Below are 18,647 nucleotides of genomic sequence, written 5' to 3'. Positions count from 1 at the left end.
CGGCTCAGGATGCCGAGATCAGGGACTTGCGGAACTGTTCGATGACGTCGTCGAGCAGGCGCGCGCTCTCCGGGAGGAGGTGCGGCCGGCCGTCCTGCCGGACGAGGTGTTCGTCGAGCAGGAAGAGGCTCTGCACCACATGCCGGGCGCCCAGCGCGTGCGCCACGGGCCGCAGCGCGTAGTCGAGGACCAGGAGATGGGCGACGCTGCCGCCGGTGGCCAGGGGAAGCACGACCTTGTGCCGGAATCCGTAGCGGGGCAGCAGGTCCAGGAAGGTCTTGAGCAGGCCCGAGAAGCTCGCCTTGTACGTCGGTGTGGCGAGGACGATGCCGTCGGCCCGGGAGACCTGTTCCAGGGCCTCGGCGATGGCGGGATGCGTGGCGTCGGCGTTCACGAGCGGCTCGGCTGGCAGGGTGCGGACTTTGAGGTGCCGGGCGTGCCACTCGTAGTCGGCGAGGCGCCGCGCCACGTGATCGCCGACGGCTTCGGTCTTGGAGGTCGCGGACGGGCTGCCGGATATGACCAATACGTGAGACACAGCCACCTCTGGTGTCGTGTGTTCCGGGCGGGAAACCGAGCGGGTGCGCAGCGGCCGGGGCGCGGGCATGGCCCCGCGCCCCGGCCGCCGGGGGTCAGGCCGGCCAGCCGAAGGCACTGATGGTGTCGCGGGCGCGCTGCGGCTCCGGGTCGCTGAAGACGAAGCAGCGGGTGTTGGTGACGCTGCCGCCTTCGGCCTGGGCGGTCGAGAAGATCAGCACGGGCTTCGGGGCGCCCTCCCTGGTCAGGAAGTTGGCCCGGAAGTTGATGATCGGCGAGTCCTCGTCCCAGCGGCCGAGGAAGTCGTCGAGCAGCCCCTTGTCGTCATAGATGTTGCGGATGTGCCGGCCGACGTAGTCGGAGGGCGAGGACGTGTACTCGACGAGGGCCACGTCCGCCGGGTTGGCATGCATGACCTGGCCGTTGACGCCGATCAGATGGATCGCCACAGGGGCCACCTCGTAGAACTCGCGCATGACGTCCTCGAGTTCCTTGGTGGGAGCCAGGGCGGGCAGCGGGCGCTCGTTGACGGCGCGGATCCAGGACGTGGCGTCGGAGGTGACGTCCTCGGTCCTGTCGTTGGGGATCGGGAGCCGCTCGCTGAGCTCCGGCCGGCTCACCCAGTGGATGCGTGCGTCGTCGCCGCTGCCGGTCAGCACGGCGTTCACCCGGGCGGCGTGCTCGTTCCCGCCGCCGCTGCCGCGGTAGGTGACCTGCACGTTCTCGACCCGCTGCTCCTTCCCCAAACGCTCGATCAGCGCCTGGAGGCCGTCCTGCGCGCTGTCGAGCAGGATTCGGCCGCCGAGGTGGTCGGCCTCCCCGCCCATCAGCACGGACTGCGCCCGGTTGTGCAGCACGACGGCGCCCGCGCGGTCGGTGACCGCGATGCCCACCGAGCTGTTCGCGATGACGTCGATCAACTGCTCGAGCGAAGGCGTGCTCTGCTGGTCGTTCGGCATGTCTGAAACTCCATTCGTTCGGCGGTGCAGGGAGGGATCGGTTCCGGAGAGGGCAGGCCCACGCGCCGGATCACTCGGGGTGCGGGCTGAGTTCGGGTGCCGGCTGTGTCCGACGATGCGGGAGATGACGTCCGCGATCGCCTGCTCACCGGACAGGTAGTAGTCGTGACCGCCGCGGAAGGTGAACATTCCGAGGTACGGACCGCTGGTGAAGTCTTTCCAGCGCTCCATCTCGCCCGGTGTGGCGAAGGGGTCGGAGGCACCGCACAGCAGGGCCAGAGGGGCCCGCACCACCTGATGGGCGGTCCGGTACTCGCCCCGCATACGCAGGTCCCGGTCCATCCAGTGCTCCCCGGCGCCCTCCTGCCGGTCCGGGGCCCGCAGCGCGGCGAAGGCGGTGGCCAGCAGGGAGCGGGGACTGCTGCCCGGCTCGCGGGCGCCCGACACGGACAGACTGCCGACCTCGCTGTGGGGGCGCGACTCGAGACGGAGTGTCAGTTCGTAGGCGTAGAGCGCCCCCAGGCTGTGGCCGAAGAAGTGCAGCCGACGGCCCGGCACGATCTCGGCCAGGTCGGCGGCCCAGCGGTCGGCCGCGCTGTGCACGGAGCCGGGCGCCTCCTCGTTCGCCAGCCGGCCGCGCCCCGGCGTCTCGCAGTGCACGGTGGGCAGGGTGTCCTGGAGGAGGGTGCCGATCGGGAGGTAGGGCGAGGAGACGGTGCCCGCCGGCGGCAGGAAGACGACGATGTCGTCGGCCTTGTCGACATCGCCCTGGATGACCAGGGATCGTTCGGTTCTCGTGCCCATCACCACTCCCCGCACGGACGTCGGCCTCATTGGAAGAAGGTCTGCTCGATGCCTTTGAGGGTGCGGAAGGAATCGAGGCTGACGTCGTTCGATTCCAGCGCCGTGCCGCGCAGGTCCTCGATGAACAGGACGAGTTCGACGAACTGCAGTGAGTCGATGATGCGTGAGTCGATGATGTCGGTCTCGGGCTGCAGATCCGTCAGGTCGGGATTGCGCTCGAGGATCCAATCGCGTACGTCGTTCCAGGTCGCTGCCATCAGCCCTCCTCGGTGGTGTCCGGCGTTCGGTCCGGCCTTGTCACTTTCCGGAGCGGGCGGTCAGACCGGCGAGCGCGTTGAACGCCCCCACGCGGTCGGCCACTTCGCAGGCCAGGGCAAAGTCCCCGGGGCTGAAAGCCCCCCGGCGATGGTCGGCCTGCCGTACGAGGATGAGGTGACCGCCGGACAGCCCGCGGTAGGCGAGGGAGATGACCACCGCCGAGTCGCCCCCTCCCTCGCGCAGCAGTTCGAGGTGGCGCGGGTCGGTCTTGGCGGCCAGCCCCTCGTGCTCGCTGATGACGATCTGCCGTTGCCCCGTCTCCGCGGCGAGTCCGCGCAACGCGTCGACGACGGCCGCCAGTTCGTCCGAGCCGTGGAAGACGGCCCGGTCGTGTGTGGTCTCGGCGTCCAACGAGACCGCGCCGGCGAAGAACGGCACGCAGGTGCGGGCCACCGCCGGGACGACGGCCGCGGCGTCCTCGGTGTCGCGGACGGTTGCGCTGACGTGCGCGACGAATCCCAACGATTCCTCGGCCGCTTTGCGCCCTGCGATGTACTTGAGGGCGGTGTTCCAGTTCTGGGTCTGGCTCTCGGTGGTGCTTCCAGGCATGAGGGATCCTCGGAGGGCGAGATGTGGGTGGGTGGGTGCGGCCGCGATCGGGTGGCCGCGTGCGGGTACAGAAGTACGTGGCGGCCGGCTCCCCGGAGGCGCCCGGTGTTCAGGCGAACCGTACGTCCGGGTCGAGCAGGCAAAGCCGCCCGTCGGCCAGGTGCAGCCGGTCGTTGCTGTAGTTGAGGGCGGCCGACCGCAGGTCGCGGAGGGCCTTTTCCAGGCGGGTCGGCGAGTCCTGGAGATAGCCGTGCGCGAGGCCGACCGCGTCGATGAGCTCGTCGACGGCTGCGTAGCACTCCTCGGCCGCCGTGATCTTGAGGTTGTTCAGCAGCAGCTGGTGACCGGTGACCGACCAGTCCGTCCCGCCCTCGGCCAGTGCCTGGGTCCGGCGCAGCAGCGCGTGGACGGTCTCCAGCCGCTGCCGGGCTCCGGACAGCCTGCTGAGCAGCAGCTCCGAGCCAAGGTCGAAGCGCCTGCGGCCGGCCGGGTCGCGCAGCAGCCGCAGCACTCGCGACAGGGCCCCGGAGGCCGTGCCCAGCCAGACGGCCGACCAGCCGAGGTGGGCGAGCGGGCCGAAGACCGACTGCACGATGCGGTGGAACGCGCCGTGCTCACCGATCACCTGGTGGGCCGGAATACGTCCGCTGAGCTTCAGCGGCGGACTGTGCGTGGCGCGCATCCCCATCGGGTTCCACTGCCCGGTGACCTCCACGTGCAGCTGGTGGCGGTGGGCGTAGACGAGGGAGACGTGCTGGTCTGCCGTGGCGTAGGGGCTGCGCATGGTGATCAGAAAGCCGTCCGCAGAGGTGGCGCCGGTCGAAATGGGCACGGTCCGGTCGACTTCCAGGACCCCTTCCGCCTCGTGCAGCGGCGCCTCGGACTTGAACAGGTCGGCGCCCTTGCCGCTCTCGGTGGTCACTGACGCCAGGTACAGCTTGCCTTCGGCGAGGAGCGGGATCAGCTCCTCCCGCAGGGGCGACGAGGCGTGCCGCACAACGGCCTCGGCCTGCTGGCAGTGCATCACGAAGATCATGCCCAGTGACATGTCGGTGCGCCCGAGCGCCAGGCCTGCCTCGATGAGGTCGCCGAGGGTGCCGCCTAGGCCGCCCTCCTCCTTGGGCACCTGAAGGCCGAGCAGGCGGGTGCTGCGCAGCTCCGCCAGCGCCTCAGCGGGGAACGTCGCGTCCCGCTCGGTGCGTTTCAGGTGCTGTTCGGCGACCCGGGTCACCGCCGCAAGGCGTTCCGCGAGGTCAGGGACGCCGGCCCGGTCCGCGCCTTCGGCCACACTTGCCGTTTCTGTCGTTGCCGTGGTCATAGTGCCTCTTTCCGGGTGCTGGCCGTGGCCGCCGTGAGCGACCGGTAGTCGATCTTTCCGTTGCGGCTCAGGGGCAGCGTGTCCCACTGCTGCCAGCGGCGCGGAACCATCACCGGGGGCAGGGCCGCGCTGAGCGCCAGCCGTAGTTCCTGCTGCGGCACCTCGGTGCGCAGGGTGTAGTGGGCGACCAGTTCGCTCATGACGTCCTGGTCGAAGACGGTGACGGCGCACTGTTCGACGGCTGGGTGCCGGCTGAGGACCGCCTCGATCTCGTCCAGTTCCATCCGGACGCCGCCGACCTTGACCTGCCGGTCGCCGCGGCCCAGGTAGTACAGGAGCCCGTCCTCCACGCGGGCGAGGTCGCCGGTGCGGTAGATCCGGCAGGTCGGGGAATCCGGGTCGAAGGGGTCGCGGAAGAAGGCGCGTTCCGTGGTGGCGGTGTCATGGAGGTAGCCCGACCCGACGCAGGTGCCGCCGACGAACAGCTCGCCGCTCTCCTCAGGTTCGGCCGGCCGCCAGGCGCCGTCGTCTCTCTGGCGCAGGACATGGAGGGTGCAGTTGGCGACGGGGGTGCCGACCGGCAGTCGGGGGCGGCGCAGGTCGGCGCGGGTCACGGTGTGCAGGGAGACGTCGTCGGAGCACTCTGCGGGCCCGTACGCGTTGACGAGGGACACGTGCGGGAGCGTGTCGAGTACCTGCTCCGCCAGGGCGGGATACAGCTCCTCGCCGGTGGACAGCAGCCACCGCAGTTTCGGCAGCGCCGGCCCCTCCTGGCGCCGTATCTCGTCGAGCAGCCGGCCGACGACCGTGGGCACCAACTCCGCGACGGTGACGTCCGCGGTGTCCAGGGCGCCGATCAGCCAGCGCGGCATGCGCATGGCGGCATCGTCGATCACGACGACCCTGCCGCCCACCAGGAACGGGCAGAGCATCTGCCAGATGGAGATGTCGAACACCAGCGGCGCCGAGAAGGCCACCGCGTCCTCGGGCCCCAGTGACAGGTCGGCCGTCTTGGACCACAGATGGTTGAGCAGGCCCTGGTGCTCGATGACGGCGCCTTTCGGGCGGCCGGTCGTGCCCGAGGTGAAGATCGTGTACCGGGTCTCGCCGCCGCGGTCGCCGTACGTTTCGTGGTCCACGGGGCCGGGCTTGCCTTCTGTCGGCAGGCTCAGCGTGCCGAGCCCCTCGGCGTCGGCGGCCGAACGCGCGGCTGAGGCTGCGCGGCCGGAGTAGTCGAGCAACAGGGCGGGCTTGCTGCGGTCGAGCACGTCACGGACACGGTTCTCCGGCCAGCTCATGTCGATCGGCACATACGACGCCAGGAGGCTCTCCAGAGCCAGGAAGACGACCGGGGTGTGCGCGCTGCGCGGGCCGACGGCGGCGACCAGGTCACCGGCCCGCACCCCCCGGGCGTACAGCGCGTCTCTCGCCGAGGCGACCCTGGCGAGCAACTGCCCGTAGGTCAGGGTGCGTTCGCCGTCCAAGACGGCACAGGCGTCCGGGCGGACCCGGGCGTGCCGGATGACGTGGTCGAGGAGGGCGGTCGTCGTGTCGAGCGCTACCGGGTTACGCAGGGCCAGTTCTCGTGCCCGGGGGACCGCGCCCGGCGCCAGGGGCAGTTCGGGCCGGGGCTGTGGAGCGGGATCGGCGGTGAGGCGCGTGGACGGGGCCTGGCTGTTCAAGGTCTCTCCCGGGTCCGTCAGTGGCGGGTGATGAGGGGTCAGCTGGACACCGCGACGAGGAGATGTGTCTCCAGTGACAGCCGGCGCAGTGATTCCACGGCGAACCCGGCCTGTCCGAGAAGAGCGCGGTAGTGCGCCTCGTCCCGTTCGCGGCCGCCGCCGTGCACTACCAGCATGTGCAGGTTGTAGCCCTGGGCGAGCGAGGAGCCGGTGTCCTTGGCGAGGATGCGTTCCACGATCACCAGTCGGGCGTTCGGGGCCATCGCGCTGCGGCAGTTCGTGAGGATCCGGTGGCAGGCCTCGTCGTCGAAGCAGTGCAGGATGCGCGAGAGGAGGTAGACGTCACCGTCGTCGGGCACCGCCTCGAAGAGGTCTCCGGCGATTCGCCGGCATCGGTCCGCGTGCACCGTGGCGATCCGGCGGTTCGCCGACTCCTCGAGGACATCGGGTGCGTCGAACAGTACGGCGTGGGGGCCGGGATGTGCGTCGAGGATCTCCTCGATGAGTGCTCCGTTCCCGCCGGCGACGTCCACGATCCGACGTGCGCGGGAGAAGTCGAAGGCGTGAGCGACCTCGGCGAAGAAGGGGGCGCCCGCCGTCATGGCGCGTTCGTATGTCAGCGCCACGTCGGGATTCTGGTGCAGGTACGAGAACAGGTCGCTGCCGAAGACACGGGTGAACGCCGATCGTCCGGTGTGCAGAGAGTGGGACAGAGCACTCCACGCCTGGTAGAAGTACGAGCCGTGCAGGCGGACGTGGTCGCTCATCGAGTGAGGAGCGTCGGTGCGCAGCAAGGCGCCGACAGGGGTGAGGGCGTAGCCGCATTTCTCGTCGCCGTCGACCACACCGAGGCTGTCGAGGAACAACAGCAGCCGTCCCAGGGCGTCGGCGTCGGTGCCGGTGCGGTGCGCCAGGTCGACTGCGGGGATCCGGCCCGCAGCGGCGATGTGATCGACGATGCCCAGCTCGGTCGCCATGTAGACGGCCTGTGCCTTCCAGAAGCCGGTCATCAACTCGACGAGTTGCAGACCCGCTTCGCTCTCGGTCGCGTTATGCGTGGTCATATCCACGCCCTCCTGCTCGTTCATGGTCAGGCCTCACCGGTCTGCTCCCCATCGGCGCCGTGTCGGCCGGATGCGTCCGGCCCGTCGGGCCTGTTCCGGGCGGCGGATGCGAGCGGCGCCCCCGTCGCGGGGCCTTTGCGGTCTCAGCCTCGCAGCCCCCCGTCGAGATCTTGTGGGGAACCAGCCCCAGAAGCCTTCAACGTTGAGCCTGGATATGGCAGAGGCGCAGTTCAGACGGCATTTGTCGGCCTGTCCTGGATGTCTGAAGGCCGACGGGCGAAGAGAGGACAGCCTCCGAGGGGGCGGGACAGGGCTCCGTCGTTCTCGTGATCGGCCGGGACTCATCACGTGAGTCCGAGGGCTGTCAACGGCCGGGCATGTCCGGTCCGTGCCGGGCAGGGCCTCGGCGATGGGGGAAGCCGGTCCTCCCAGTGACGAGTACGTGCGCCACGACGAAAGGATCACGGTGCACGGCCGCTCGGTTCCCGTCCCTGCTGTTTCTGGTACCCGCAGGGACAGGCATGACGGCCGCGTCGTCAATGCCCTCCGACTGATGGCCGTGCGGGGGCGGGCGCCTCAACTCGGACGACCGTCTCGGGCACCTCGGACGGATTCCACGGGCACGCTTTCCGTCGGGGAGTTCACCAGCTCGTCCGGCCGCGACCGTGCTGCCTGCACGGTGCCGCACCGCCGACCCCGCCGCAGATCGGCCGGGTGACTCACGCGCCCTGGTGAAGGAGCGGCCGACCAGACCGACAACCGCTCAGTCGTACGGCGGCAACACCGTACTTGCGGTCAGGAAGAGCCCGGGGCTGCCGGGCTCGCCCCCTCAGCGGCGACGGCGCAGGCGGTCCGCAGGCCCGAGTGCTCGCCGGGCTGCGGACCGCCTCGCCGATCCGCGTCTCCAAGGCGCCGGGCGCCTCACCCAGTGCGCCTGGCGGTGTAGGGGCCGGCTGATGCCATGAGGCCGGCACCGTTCTCATCGGAGCCGCGGGGCCCCCACGGGAGCCGGCGCGGCGATCACTGCCCTCCGCTCCGCAGCCGCCCGTGACCCACCGCGGGGGGGCTTCACACCGCGCCGGGCTCCGAACTCAGTATGGCCAGCTGGAGTTCCCTGAGCGGGGCGCCGGGCTCGATCCCGATCTCGCTCACCAGCCGGGTGCGCAGCGTGCGCAGCACGCCGAGGGCCTCGGCCCTGCGCCCGCCGAGCGCGAGTGCGCGAGCGTACTGGGCCTGGAGTCCCTCATGGAGCGTGTGCTCGGTGGTCACTGCGGCCAGCTGGGTGATGGCCCGCTGGTGCAGGCCGGCCTTGATCTGCGCCTCGGCCCGTATCGCTATGGCGTCGAGCCGGGACTCCTCGAAGAACCGCCGTTTCGAATGGAGTACAGGCCCCTCCGGGGTGTCGACCAGAGCATCGCCCCGCCACAGCGCCAGGGCGGCGTCGAGCAGTTCGATCCCCGTCGCGCTCTCACCCTCTTCCAGTGCCGTGGTCCCGAGGTTCTTCAGCCGCTGGAACTCCAGCCAGTCCAGGCAGATATGAGCACTCTTCAGCCCATAACCCCCCGCTCCGGTCACCAGGACCTCCCGTGCGACATGGGCGGGTGAGCGACCGGTGATCGTGCACAGAATTTTTCTGCAGTTCAGTACGTAGGTCTGCAGGGTCCGCAAGCCGGTTGCCGGCGGCCGCTCTCCCCAGAGCTCGCGCATGAAGGCGTGGACCGGAACCAGTTGGTCGACATGGACCAACAGCATGGCCATGACCGTACGAACCTTCGGTGCGATCGAGACGCCTTCATCCGACCCGGAGGCGCCCAGATGCAAGGGGCCGAGAACCCTTCCCTGAACCGTCGCCGCGTCCATCTGATTCGCTTGCCGTTCCCGTACCAGCGGCCTCGGAATTCGTTCGTCCAAATGCTTCGAGCGATCCATCAGTCCCCCATTTCTGATGCAGATGCCGGTGACCCATCCAGATTCACGAAGCAGCAGAAACATACACAGTGGTTTGCAGGTAAACCAAGGGCACCCAGGGTCCTTTTGGCGCTAAAGCTACGAACGACCTTTGCATACAACGCGTGTGACAGCGAAGAGCGCACGTCCGTTATAACCGTTGTGCGGCAAATGTCACCAGGGCAGCGGTCCTGCCCCACGGCCCGGAATCACCAGGGGAACCAAGCATTCCCGCCCTCGCAGCAGCTCATCGGCACCGTCACCGGGGCGACAGGGTGCGACTCCAGCCGCGAGACAACGATTTGGCGCAATCTGGGCTGGCGAGCCGCAAGCCATGCGCGTGGCCGAAACCAGTCCCTGCACCGACAGTCGACGAAACCGCACGGTTTCACAGTTGTAACGACCACGGGTCGCCCTCGACGGCCGCCACAAACCCCGCACCAGGCACCTCCGAGCTGCGATTCAACGCTTTCTCCAACAGTTTCTTGAGCGCCCTTTGCCATACTTTCGTCGACCCGATCAACGCCATCTCCGGGCGAATGCCCGCCAGAAGGAGTCCACAATGTGAACGTCACATTGACAGGCGGCTTTCGGCACATCGGCAGACTGCCTGGATGCGAGGACGGCCGGCCTGCGTACGTTCCGTGAGACCGCAATCGGTCCGTCGGGGTGAAAGGAGATGTGCGGTTCGACGAGCTGAACCGCGGCATCCTCGGGGAAGCCGATGCGGTCGTCGGGTGCGAACACGGGAAGCGGCCGCTCGCTGCGAGGACGGAAACCCGGAGCCCGTCCACGGGGGGAAGCGCGGCGGCCCCGACGTCAGCCCGTCCCCGTACCCGGCTCACCCGGACCTCGGAGATCCAGCCCGTCGTCACCAGCAGGCCCTCGTCCGCCGCGAGACCCGGGAGACGGCCCGTAGGCAGGAGACAGCGCACCATGCCCGATCAAAGAACCTCACCCCGTGCGGGCCGCCAGGCCCGGCGGCACCGGCAGGGCAGCGCCGTGCAGCGGCACGGCCTCGCCCTCCGATACGCCCTCATCATCGGCGACAGCCGATTGGCCGAGGCCCTTCAGGTCGTGTGCCACGAGGACGCTGTGACGGTGGAGTTTCCCGAGACCTCCGTCCATGTCGACCTGTCCACACCGCTTCCCGAGGAAAACGGCGGCGTTCTGCTGCACTGCCGTGCGTCGTACCGCTCCGGCGACCTCAGCCCGCTCGACATCACCCGTGTGTGGCGGCGGGCCCTCACCGGCCGTCCGGGCGCGCTGCACCAGAGGGAGGCGCTCCTGCGGGAGATCCTGGCCGCCCGCAGCCGAGCCCCCGGCCGGGTCGTCGCCCGGCCCACATCCGCCTGGCTCCGTCACCTCGCAGCCGCCGTCTGACGTCACGTGTCCGCCCGCCTCTTCGAGCTCACCCGTCCACTCCCCTGCTCCTTCAAGGATGTGCCATGGACCGTCATCAGCGGGTCGCTGCACCCGATCAGGACGACGTCTTCGAGACCCTGGAGTCGGAAGTCCGCAGCTACTGCCGCGGCTGGCCGACCGTCTTCGACCGTGCCCGCGGTTCATACCTGTACGACGAACTGGGCCGCGCGTACGTCGACTTCTTCACCGGTGCGGGCTCGCTCAACTACGGCCACAACAACCCCCTTTTCAAGGGGGCGTTGATCGACTACCTCCAACGTGACCGGGTCACCCAAGGCCTGGACATGTCGACCGCGGCCAAGCGCACGTTCCTGCAGACCTTCCGGGACGTGATCCTGCGGCCGCGGGAACTGTCGTACAAGGTGATGTTCTCGGGCCCGACCGGCACCAATGCCGTCGAGGCGGCGCTCAAGCTGGCCCGCAAGGTCAAGGGCCGTGAGACGGTCGTGTCGTTCACGAACGCCTTCCACGGTATGACCCTCGGCTCGCTCGCGGTCACCGGCAACACCTTCAAACGGGCGGGCGCGGGTGTGTCACTGGTGCACAGCGTCCCCATGCCCTACGACGGCTATCTGGGCGACGCCCCTCCCTTCGCATGGTTCGAGCGGCTCTTGGCGGACAAGGGCTCCGGACTCGACCGCCCCGCCGCCGTGATCGTCGAGACCGTGCAGGGGGAGGGAGGCGTCAACGTGGCCCGGCCCGAGTGGCTGCGTGAACTCGCCGAGGTGTGCCGGCGCAACGACATGCTGCTGATCGTGGACGACATCCAGATGGGGTGCGGCCGCACCGGCGCCTTCTTCTCCTTCGAGGAGGCGGGCATCGTTCCCGACATCGTCACCGTCTCGAAGTCCATCAGCGGTTACGGGCTTCCCCTGGCGCTGTGCCTCTTCAAACCAGAACTCGACATCTGGGAGCCGGGCGAGCACAACGGCACCTTCCGAGGCAACAACCCGGCCTTCGTCACCGCCACGGCCGCGCTCGAGGCCTACTGGACGAACGACCAACTGGAGAAGCAGACGCTGCTGCACGGCGAGCAGGTCGAACGCACATTGGCGAAGATCCAGGCCGAACATCCCGACGACGTCAAGGAGTTCCGAGGCCGGGGCCTGGTGTGGGGCCTGGAGTTTTACGACGCGGATCGCGCGGCGCGGGTCACCACCCGTTCCTTCGCACTCGGCCTCCTGGTCGAGAACTCCGGCCCGGACGGCGAGGTCGTCAAGCTGCTGCCGCCTCTTACCGCCACCTTCAGCGAACTCGACGAGGGCCTGAACGCTTTGACATGCGCGGTGCGTGAGACGGCGCTGTCGGCCTGAACTCCCGAGCCGTGATGCTGGACGAGCCCATCGGCGACAAGAAGTCCCGGGGGGGCCGCGTCCGGCTCCTACTGGAGGGGGCGCGGTCGTGGCGCCCACCTCCAGCAGGAGCCGAACAGCGGCTGGGCGGAGCGGGGACTGGGCAGAGCGACATTCAACCGAGTGGAAAAGGGCTCACTGCCGGTGGCGGCGCAGGGCCTGTCGTGGTGGCAGGGTCAGGGTGATCTGCCGGACGAGTTGCTGAAAGCATGCGAGAGATGCGAGGGCGGGCAGAGCAGCTCCAGCGATTCCGGTGAAGGTCTTGTGTGCTTGTGCTACGCACAGCATTATCGCGACGGAGGAGAAGAGCAGAACGATGAACCACGAGTGGACCGCTCGGCGTTGATGCAAGGCAGCGCGCAGAATGGACAGAGAGGCCACCATCCACGGGCCGTACACGAGAAGAGGCCAGGACGGTGCGATGCCGACACCTGTTCCGGACGTGATGTTCTGCAGCGGCTTGTAGGCCACCATGCCGCCGAAGACGCTGACCATCGCCACAATGGCGGCGACGAGGGCGACGAGGGCGACGCTGCCGGTCTGCAACCACTTGAGCCGGGCTTTTCGAACTTCCATCTTCCGGTGCCCGGCAGAAGTGCGTCGGGGAGGCGGTAGCTGAGCAGCCAGGCTCTCCAGAGGGTCGCTGAAGTCGACGCCGGCCGGAGGCTCCCTGCGAAGCGGCGGCACCCTTGCCGAATGCTCCGCCTGCACGGGTTCCTGCAGGAGATTGGCAAGTTCCTCGACCGGGTCCCAGCCCCCTGTGCTGGGTTCAGTCAGGGGAACCCCTGCGTGGACGCTGTCGTCGAACCCCCCGTTCCAGCCGTTCCCCGTTCCATAGGAGTACCACTCACGTTGCGCAAACGCAGGATTCACGTAGTCATGATTCATGGGATTTTCTTCCGTCACGCACTGTTCGCGTTAAGGTCAGAGTTCCCCTGGACGTTCCACCGAGAATTGAGTTCCTCCTGGATCGCCTCCAGCAGCCCGAGGAAATCACTCAACAGAGGCTCGGTAATACGATGTTCGACCCATGCACCGTCCCCGATTGGGGTACCTTGCGCCCCAAGCGCCGAGTAAGTCGCACCAGACGTCCAAGCGCATTTCCTCACTGTCAGATCAGGGGCCACAGGTGCACTGCCCGGCCTGGTGTTGCGTCGAGGGAGACCGGGAGGCGTCGCTTCTGTCATATCCCGCTAACGGCGCCCTGACTCCTCCAGGTGCGCGCGCAGAGGAGTGATCGCGACCCCGGTACGGGTGAGGTTTCCTTGATCAAGTCCTACGTATCCCACTTCGCACTTTATGAGCCGAGAGGCTTGTACTCGGATTCACCGGAGCGGCAGGCAGGTGACTTCCGAGGTGGCGCTGCGCACGGGCGAAGAGGAAATCGCGCCGCCCGCCGACCCCTTTGCGGGCGACGACGCGGCGCCTCTGAACAGCTGGTGCCCGCCCTCGCCACGGGATGCCTTCGCCCTCTGCGCGGACACGGTGAGGGCAGCCCTCACCGAGCTCCAGGCCTGCGCACCAGGCACTCGTGGTGCGGCCGGTGGTGCGGCTTCGTGCCCACGGTCGACTCCAGTAGAACCACGAAGGGCTACGCCGCGGTTCCCCGCCCGGCTTCCCACGGGTCCCCCATCGGCCGGGTCAGCCCCGCGGCCTCCTCGCCCGCCCGGCGTTCCGGCTCCGTCTCGTCCAGCTCCCAGTGATGCCGGCACTCCTCACACCGCGGCCCCGTCTCGCCGGGTTCGAAGACTTCCCCGTTCGGGCAGTCCGTGCCGTCACCGCGGCCCTCGCACACTTCCCTGACGTCTCCCATGCGTTCGACCGTGCGCCGCGCCCCCGCCGGCCGGGCAGGGAGCGTGCCATGCGCACAGGCGCTCATCCCCGGCACCACGCCCCAAAACCCGCCAGACGCCCCACAAGCCCTGCTCTGCCTGAAAGACCGGCCACCGTGGAATCAACCAGAGAACAGCGCCAGCCGCCCCGTTCGACCCGACCTCGCGCGGCTCGCGCATCTCCGCGTGCGGACCGCGTCCGGGCCGACAAGGGACGAGGACGGCTTGGACGAGGCCGGTGATCCGGGTCGTCGAGCAGTGGAGTGTACGGAGGAGGCGCCAGCACTTGAGGGTGGCGATTCGCGAACCCGGAGCCGGCGGTGGAGGGGCTGCCCCGGCGTGGGCGCTGGCTCGGGCGGTGGGGGCCGTCCGCGGGATGGCGGGCGCTGGTGCACCTGGCGCGGAGGGTTTCCGGTGCAGGACCGGTGCGTTCTGTACCGATGAGTTCTGGGGTGACGCCCGGTCTATCCCTGTGACCGCAGCACGTAGCGCTCATCACCCCGCGCAGCACAGGAGAACCTGATGTCCGAGACCACCGCCCCCGTCACCTCCGCGGCTTCCGCCCCCGCCTCCCGTGGGCGCCGCGCCCGGATCGCCCTGCGCACCGTACAGGTGCTGCTCGCCCTCTTCTACGGCATCGCCAGCGCCCTGCCGAAGCTGATCGCGAACTCCTACGCCGTCGACTCCTTCGAGCGGATCGGCTGGGGCAGCACCGGCATGTACGTCATCGGCGCACTCGAACTCGCCGGTGCCGTCGCCCTGTTGATCCCTGTGCTGCAGTCGGTGGCCGCGCTCGCGCTGAGCGCGCTGATGGTCGGCGCGTTCGTCGTCCAGATGGCCGTCTTCGACGGCGAGAACGCGGCGACCCCGTTGATCCTCGTCGTGCCGCTCGTCCTGATCGCCTGGGTCCGCCGGGACTCCACCAGGGATCTGCTGAAGCTGGTACGACGACGGGTGTGAGCCCCCAGGGGATAGGTGGCGTCCGGCACGGTCGGACGCCGCCTTCGCGTGCCCGGGTCGGCGTCCGCCCGGCCGTGGCGCGAAGTGCTGAACCGACCGCGCCGCGAGCACCGTCATGCGGAACCCCTCGCAGCCCGCCTACTCCGTGACCGGCCACCGCACGGTCGAGCGCGAGAGCGTCGAACGCACCGGCCCGTTCGGGCTGTTCCACCGCTCGGTGTTCAGGAGCGAGAGGCAGTCCTTCACCCGCCAGGTGACGGCGATCTGCCCGCACGGGGTCCTCGACCAGCGGCACCACGGCATCGAGCAGCACCACGCCGGCCGCACCGGCCGACGCCAGGAGACCGCCCCCGGCTCTGAAACGACTTCTTCAGTGAAGGTGGAGCGTGCTCAGCGCGGTGGTCCAGTCCCTGACGATCGCCTGCTGCGCCTGTGCGAGGGTGATCTTCCCCGCACAGACCGCCGTGTGCAGCTTCGTCTCCACCGGATCCTTCTTGTTGTTCACGCCGGCGCCCGCCCGATGGTCGGGGTCGGCGGACTCGACCCACAGATTCCGGGGGTCGTTGGGGTCACCGCCGAGCTGAAGACTGATCAGGTGGTCGTACTCGGCGTCGCTCAGACGGCCGCTATAGCCGTAGGAGGCGGCATTGAGCCTCTTCTCCTTGCCCGTCACATAGGCAGAGGGGCGTATCCCCGACGTGTAGCCGCCCTTGCGGCATATCGTCGACGCCAGGTTCCTCTGCGTGACCGCCGGAGAAACAGCACCCGGTGTGCAAGCGGGGTCCTCCAACGGCTCACCCCGCTCATACCGGTACCTGCAACTGCCCGCCGCCGGCTGCCTCTGCACCGTGTACGCCTTCTGCGGGCCGGCGCCCACCGCGAGCGACCGCCCGGACGACCCGCCCGCGGCAGGCGTCTTCGACGGCCCGGCCGCCGCAGCCCCGGACTCGCCCAGACCACCGAGGGAACCGGCGGAGCAGCCCGCCAGCAGAAACGCGAACACTGCCGGCACAGCGACACCACGGACGAAACGCATGACGACCCCTCACGGGCAAGCGACGACTGAAGAGAAACCACCCCGCCCCATCAGGAATGCCGGACAAGTGATTGTCAAGACTTCTGGGTCAGCAGCGGCTCACCATGATGCGCGGCCCCCGGGTTCAGCGGGATTCGCGTCTTGGCCCATGCCGGAGTCCGGCGATCACGAGGCCACCGTCAGCACGATCTTGCCTTGGAGGTGGCCCTGCGCCGCTCGCGTGTGTGCGCTGCCCGCATCGGGCAGCGGGTAGGTGCTGTCCACCCCGACCTGAAGCGTGCCCTCCTCCAACAGGCTCCCGATCTCGGCGAGTTGGGGGCCGCTGGACCGTACCTGAATGTTCGAGACGGTGATGCCCAGCCTCGCCGTCTCTTGCGGGTCGTACTGGGCGAAGAACACCGGAAGCATGGTGCCGCCGCGCTTGAGCACGGTCAGGAAGCGTGAGCTGTCCGGTCCACCGACGGTGTCGATCACCAGGTCGAGACCGCTGACCACGTCCGTGGCCCGTGTCCTGGTGTAGTCGATGAACTCATCGGCGCCGAGCTCGCGCAGGAACTGCTCGTGCCGGCCCGAGGCCACCGCGATCACGTGCGCCCCCTTCCACTTCGCCAACTGCACCGCGAAGTGGCCCACTCCACCGGCGGCCCCGTTGACCAGCACGGTCATCCCTGGCGTGATCGGCGCCGGCCGGTGCACCCGGCCGGTGAACGGGGACGGCACGTCGTGGCCGAGTTCCACCAGGTACTGCCAGGCCGTGAGGGCGGCCATCGGCGCCCCGGCCGCCTGCACGTGGTCGATACGGGCCGGCTTGTGAGCAACGTCCGAAGCGGGCGCGGCCACGTACTCGGCGTACGTCCGGCCGTCGAATCCGGGGAACCGCAGCATGCCGAAGACCTCGTCACCGACGGCGAACCCCCGCACGTCCGGGGAGACGGCCTGAACCGTGCCCGACATGTCCGTTCCGGGAATCAGGGGGAACGACAGCGCCGGCCTCATCTCGGCCGGCATGACCTTCATCCCCTCACGCAGGTACCAGTCCGGCGGGTTGATGCCCGCCGCGTGCACCCGGACGAGCACCTCGCCCGGGCCGATCTCTGGAACCGGCACCTCGTCATACCGCAGAACTTCCGGCCCGCCCGCTGCGTGGATCTGGATCGCCTTCATCGCGCCTGTCGCTCTCTTCCGGAAACGTTGCTCCTTCAGTCAAGGCCAAGGGCGGCACGGCCGTCCAAGACCGGTTCGGCAACCTGTCCATTCCGAAACGGCATGACGGGTACGGTGAAAGGGTGAACGATCTCGGACAGGACCTGGAACTGCGGCTGGTGCGCTACTTCACCGTGGTGGCGGCCCATCAGCACTTCGGCCGGGCCGCCGCCGACCTGCACGTGGCCCAGCCCGCGCTGAGCCGCCAGATCCAACGGCTCGAGAAGCATCTCGGCACGCGGCTGCTGGACCGCGTGCCTCAGGGCACCCGGCTCACTCCGGCCGGCCAGAGGTTCCTCCCCCGGGCCCACGCCCTGCTGCAGGCCGCCCGGCAGGCCGAGTCGGCCGCGCGTGAACAGACAGAGACCGAGCGCATCTCCATCGGCTACGTGGAAGACCTGGTGATCACTGCCGCCGTACGGGAACTGCGCCGCCGCCACCCGGACGCCGAGATCGCCACCCGGTATCTGAGCTGCCGCGACGTCGGGGCGCTGTCCGACAAGCGCGTGGACGCCCTGATCGCGCGGGCTCCGTTGCCGCTCGCCGCCGACGACGTGTTCACCACCCCGCTGTACGAGGAGCCGCGGATGCTCGTGGTTCCGCGCGGCCATCCCCTGGCCGTCCGCGCGTCGGTGACCGCGGACGAACTGGCCGGCGAGGCGGTGGCTCCGTGCGCGTTCACGACCGCGGACTGGACTGCCTACCGGATCCTCGGAGTTGGCGTGCCGCCGATCGAAAGCTACGAGGACAAGCTCGAACTCGTCGCGAGCGGCAGGGCGATCGCCGTGCTACCGGTCGGCGACCGGCGGAGCTCTCTGCGTCCCGACCTCGTCACCGTCCCGATCGAGGGCGCTCCCTCCAGCCAGGTCGTCCTGGTCAGCCGCAAGGGCGACCCGAATCCGATGATCAGGAACCTCCGGCTGGCGGCCAAGGCCGTCCTCGCCGCCCCGGCAGCCTGACCGGGACCGGCCGCCCCGCCTGGCGCCGAACTGCCCCAGGGACCCAAATGCGCCCGGCGCCCAGGACCTTCAAGGCGTCGACGACCATCCTCTTTTCCACGACGCCGCCGGAGACTGCTCCCAGACTATGGCGGCGCTGCGCGACGCGTCGCTCTGGGGCGGCCGGCAGGGCTGTTCCTTCAGCGTCCCGGTGCGGCGAGCGCGGCCGGGGACTCGGTTGACCGAGGAGTCGAGGGAGCGGAGACTTGTACACGCAGTATGTGTGCAGCGTAGGTGTACGTCGAGCTTCCACTGCGTCCGCTCACCCCGTCGAGGGTGCCTGGCGCCACGGTGGCTCCGGCACCGAGCCCTTGTCGCGAGCCCGGCATCCGCCCGGGACGGCTCGGCAGGTCGCCCCGGGGGCAGAGAAGGGAGGCTCCAAATGGGCTTCCATGCCTTCCGGGAGGTGCGGCCGGTCCGCAGGCGTTTCTGGGCGGAGATCGCCCTGGGAACCCTCTCCGGGCTGCTCTTCCTCGTCACGCTCATCTGGCGCGACTGGATCGAAACACTCTTCGGCGTCGAGCCCGACGCCGGAAGCGGAGCCGTCGAGTGGCTCATCGTGGCCGCCACGGCCCTGGTCACCGTCCTGTGCGCACTCGGCGCCCGGACGGAGTGGCGGCGAACCCACCCGGCTGCGGCGCACGCCTCGCGGTAGCGCGGCCG

General features: G+C 69.1%; 17 protein-coding genes. 5 read left to right on the top strand and 12 right to left on the bottom strand.

Going from position 1 to position 18,647, the window contains the following annotated elements:
• Nucleotides 1-4 precede the first annotated feature (4 nt).
• From ssuE to Sri02f_RS17975, 8 genes are all read right to left on the bottom strand, one after another.
• Nucleotides 5-538: an NADPH-dependent FMN reductase gene (ssuE, locus tag Sri02f_RS18010; protein ID WP_109002326.1), complete on the bottom strand. Its 534-nt coding sequence runs from the start codon at nucleotides 536-538 to the stop codon at nucleotides 5-7.
• A gap of 94 nt (nucleotides 539-632) precedes the next feature.
• The gene (locus tag Sri02f_RS18005) at nucleotides 633-2,300 is read right to left on the bottom strand and encodes an alpha/beta fold hydrolase (protein WP_159106722.1); all 1,668 of its coding nucleotides are present in this window, start codon (nucleotides 2,298-2,300) and stop codon (nucleotides 633-635) included.
• Between the two features lie 26 nt (nucleotides 2,301-2,326).
• Nucleotides 2,327-2,557, bottom strand: coding sequence for a hypothetical protein (locus Sri02f_RS18000; RefSeq protein ID WP_109002324.1), 231 nt, complete (start codon nucleotides 2,555-2,557; stop codon nucleotides 2,327-2,329).
• Between the two features lie 40 nt (nucleotides 2,558-2,597).
• A complete protein-coding gene (locus Sri02f_RS17995) occupies nucleotides 2,598-3,167 on the bottom strand; it encodes a hypothetical protein (RefSeq protein ID WP_109002323.1) in 570 nt (189 codons plus the stop codon).
• A 109-nt stretch (nucleotides 3,168-3,276) separates the two neighbouring features.
• Nucleotides 3,277-4,485 (bottom strand): acyl-CoA dehydrogenase family protein, encoded by a 1,209-nt coding sequence (locus tag Sri02f_RS17990; RefSeq protein ID WP_109002322.1) that lies wholly within the window; start codon nucleotides 4,483-4,485, stop codon nucleotides 3,277-3,279.
• Nucleotides 4,482-6,167 (bottom strand): amino acid adenylation domain-containing protein, encoded by a 1,686-nt coding sequence (locus Sri02f_RS17985; RefSeq protein ID WP_109002321.1) that lies wholly within the window; start codon nucleotides 6,165-6,167, stop codon nucleotides 4,482-4,484. The genes Sri02f_RS17990 and Sri02f_RS17985 overlap by 4 nt, the downstream gene beginning before the upstream one ends.
• A gap of 38 nt (nucleotides 6,168-6,205) precedes the next feature.
• On the bottom strand, nucleotides 6,206-7,231 hold the full coding sequence (locus Sri02f_RS17980; protein ID WP_109002320.1) for a methyltransferase: 1,026 nt from the start codon (nucleotides 7,229-7,231) through the stop codon (nucleotides 6,206-6,208).
• 1,068 nt (nucleotides 7,232-8,299) lie between these two features.
• Entirely contained in the window at nucleotides 8,300-8,989 is a 690-nt protein-coding gene (locus tag Sri02f_RS17975; protein WP_159106721.1) for an AfsR/SARP family transcriptional regulator, read from the bottom strand.
• Nucleotides 8,990-10,114: 1,125 nt separating this feature from the next.
• Here Sri02f_RS17975 and Sri02f_RS17970 point away from each other — a divergent pair.
• Both Sri02f_RS17970 and ectB read left to right on the top strand, forming a co-directional pair.
• The gene (locus Sri02f_RS17970) at nucleotides 10,115-10,561 is read left to right on the top strand and encodes a hypothetical protein (protein WP_109002318.1); all 447 of its coding nucleotides are present in this window, start codon (nucleotides 10,115-10,117) and stop codon (nucleotides 10,559-10,561) included.
• Between the two features lie 65 nt (nucleotides 10,562-10,626).
• Complete coding sequence (gene ectB, locus Sri02f_RS17965) at nucleotides 10,627-11,916, top strand: diaminobutyrate--2-oxoglutarate transaminase (RefSeq protein WP_109002317.1); 1,290 nt, start codon at nucleotides 10,627-10,629, stop codon at nucleotides 11,914-11,916.
• A gap of 174 nt (nucleotides 11,917-12,090) precedes the next feature.
• On the opposite strand, the gene Sri02f_RS17960 is transcribed toward ectB, so the two are convergent.
• Entirely contained in the window at nucleotides 12,091-12,843 is a 753-nt protein-coding gene (locus Sri02f_RS17960) for a DUF2637 domain-containing protein (protein ID WP_109002316.1), read from the bottom strand.
• A gap of 703 nt (nucleotides 12,844-13,546) precedes the next feature.
• A complete protein-coding gene (locus Sri02f_RS17955; protein WP_109002315.1) occupies nucleotides 13,547-13,768 on the bottom strand; it encodes a hypothetical protein in 222 nt (73 codons plus the stop codon).
• A gap of 541 nt (nucleotides 13,769-14,309) precedes the next feature.
• Here Sri02f_RS17955 and Sri02f_RS17945 point away from each other — a divergent pair.
• A complete protein-coding gene (locus Sri02f_RS17945) occupies nucleotides 14,310-14,747 on the top strand; it encodes a DoxX family protein (RefSeq protein ID WP_109002314.1) in 438 nt (145 codons plus the stop codon).
• Nucleotides 14,748-15,117: 370 nt separating this feature from the next.
• Here the strand turns inward: Sri02f_RS17945 and Sri02f_RS17940 are convergent, their stop codons facing one another.
• Nucleotides 15,118-15,783, bottom strand: coding sequence for a hypothetical protein (locus Sri02f_RS17940; protein ID WP_167467570.1), 666 nt, complete (start codon nucleotides 15,781-15,783; stop codon nucleotides 15,118-15,120).
• A 165-nt stretch (nucleotides 15,784-15,948) separates the two neighbouring features.
• On the bottom strand, nucleotides 15,949-16,947 hold the full coding sequence (locus tag Sri02f_RS17935; RefSeq protein ID WP_109002313.1) for an NADP-dependent oxidoreductase: 999 nt from the start codon (nucleotides 16,945-16,947) through the stop codon (nucleotides 15,949-15,951).
• Between the two features lie 122 nt (nucleotides 16,948-17,069).
• Here Sri02f_RS17935 and Sri02f_RS17930 point away from each other — a divergent pair, with 122 nt between their 5' ends.
• Complete coding sequence (locus tag Sri02f_RS17930) at nucleotides 17,070-17,945, top strand: LysR family transcriptional regulator (protein ID WP_109002312.1); 876 nt, start codon at nucleotides 17,070-17,072, stop codon at nucleotides 17,943-17,945.
• Nucleotides 17,946-18,366: 421 nt separating this feature from the next.
• Complete coding sequence (locus tag Sri02f_RS17925) at nucleotides 18,367-18,639, top strand: ABC transporter permease (protein WP_109002311.1); 273 nt, start codon at nucleotides 18,367-18,369, stop codon at nucleotides 18,637-18,639.
• The last annotated feature ends 8 nt before the right edge of the window (nucleotides 18,640-18,647 follow it).

The sequence above is a fragment of the Streptomyces rishiriensis genome, from assembly GCF_003112535.1.
Classification (GTDB): domain Bacteria; phylum Actinomycetota; class Actinomycetes; order Streptomycetales; family Streptomycetaceae; genus Streptomyces; species Streptomyces rishiriensis.
Note: the sequence above shows the minus strand (reverse complement) of the source record. Positions and strands in the feature narration are given on the sequence as shown.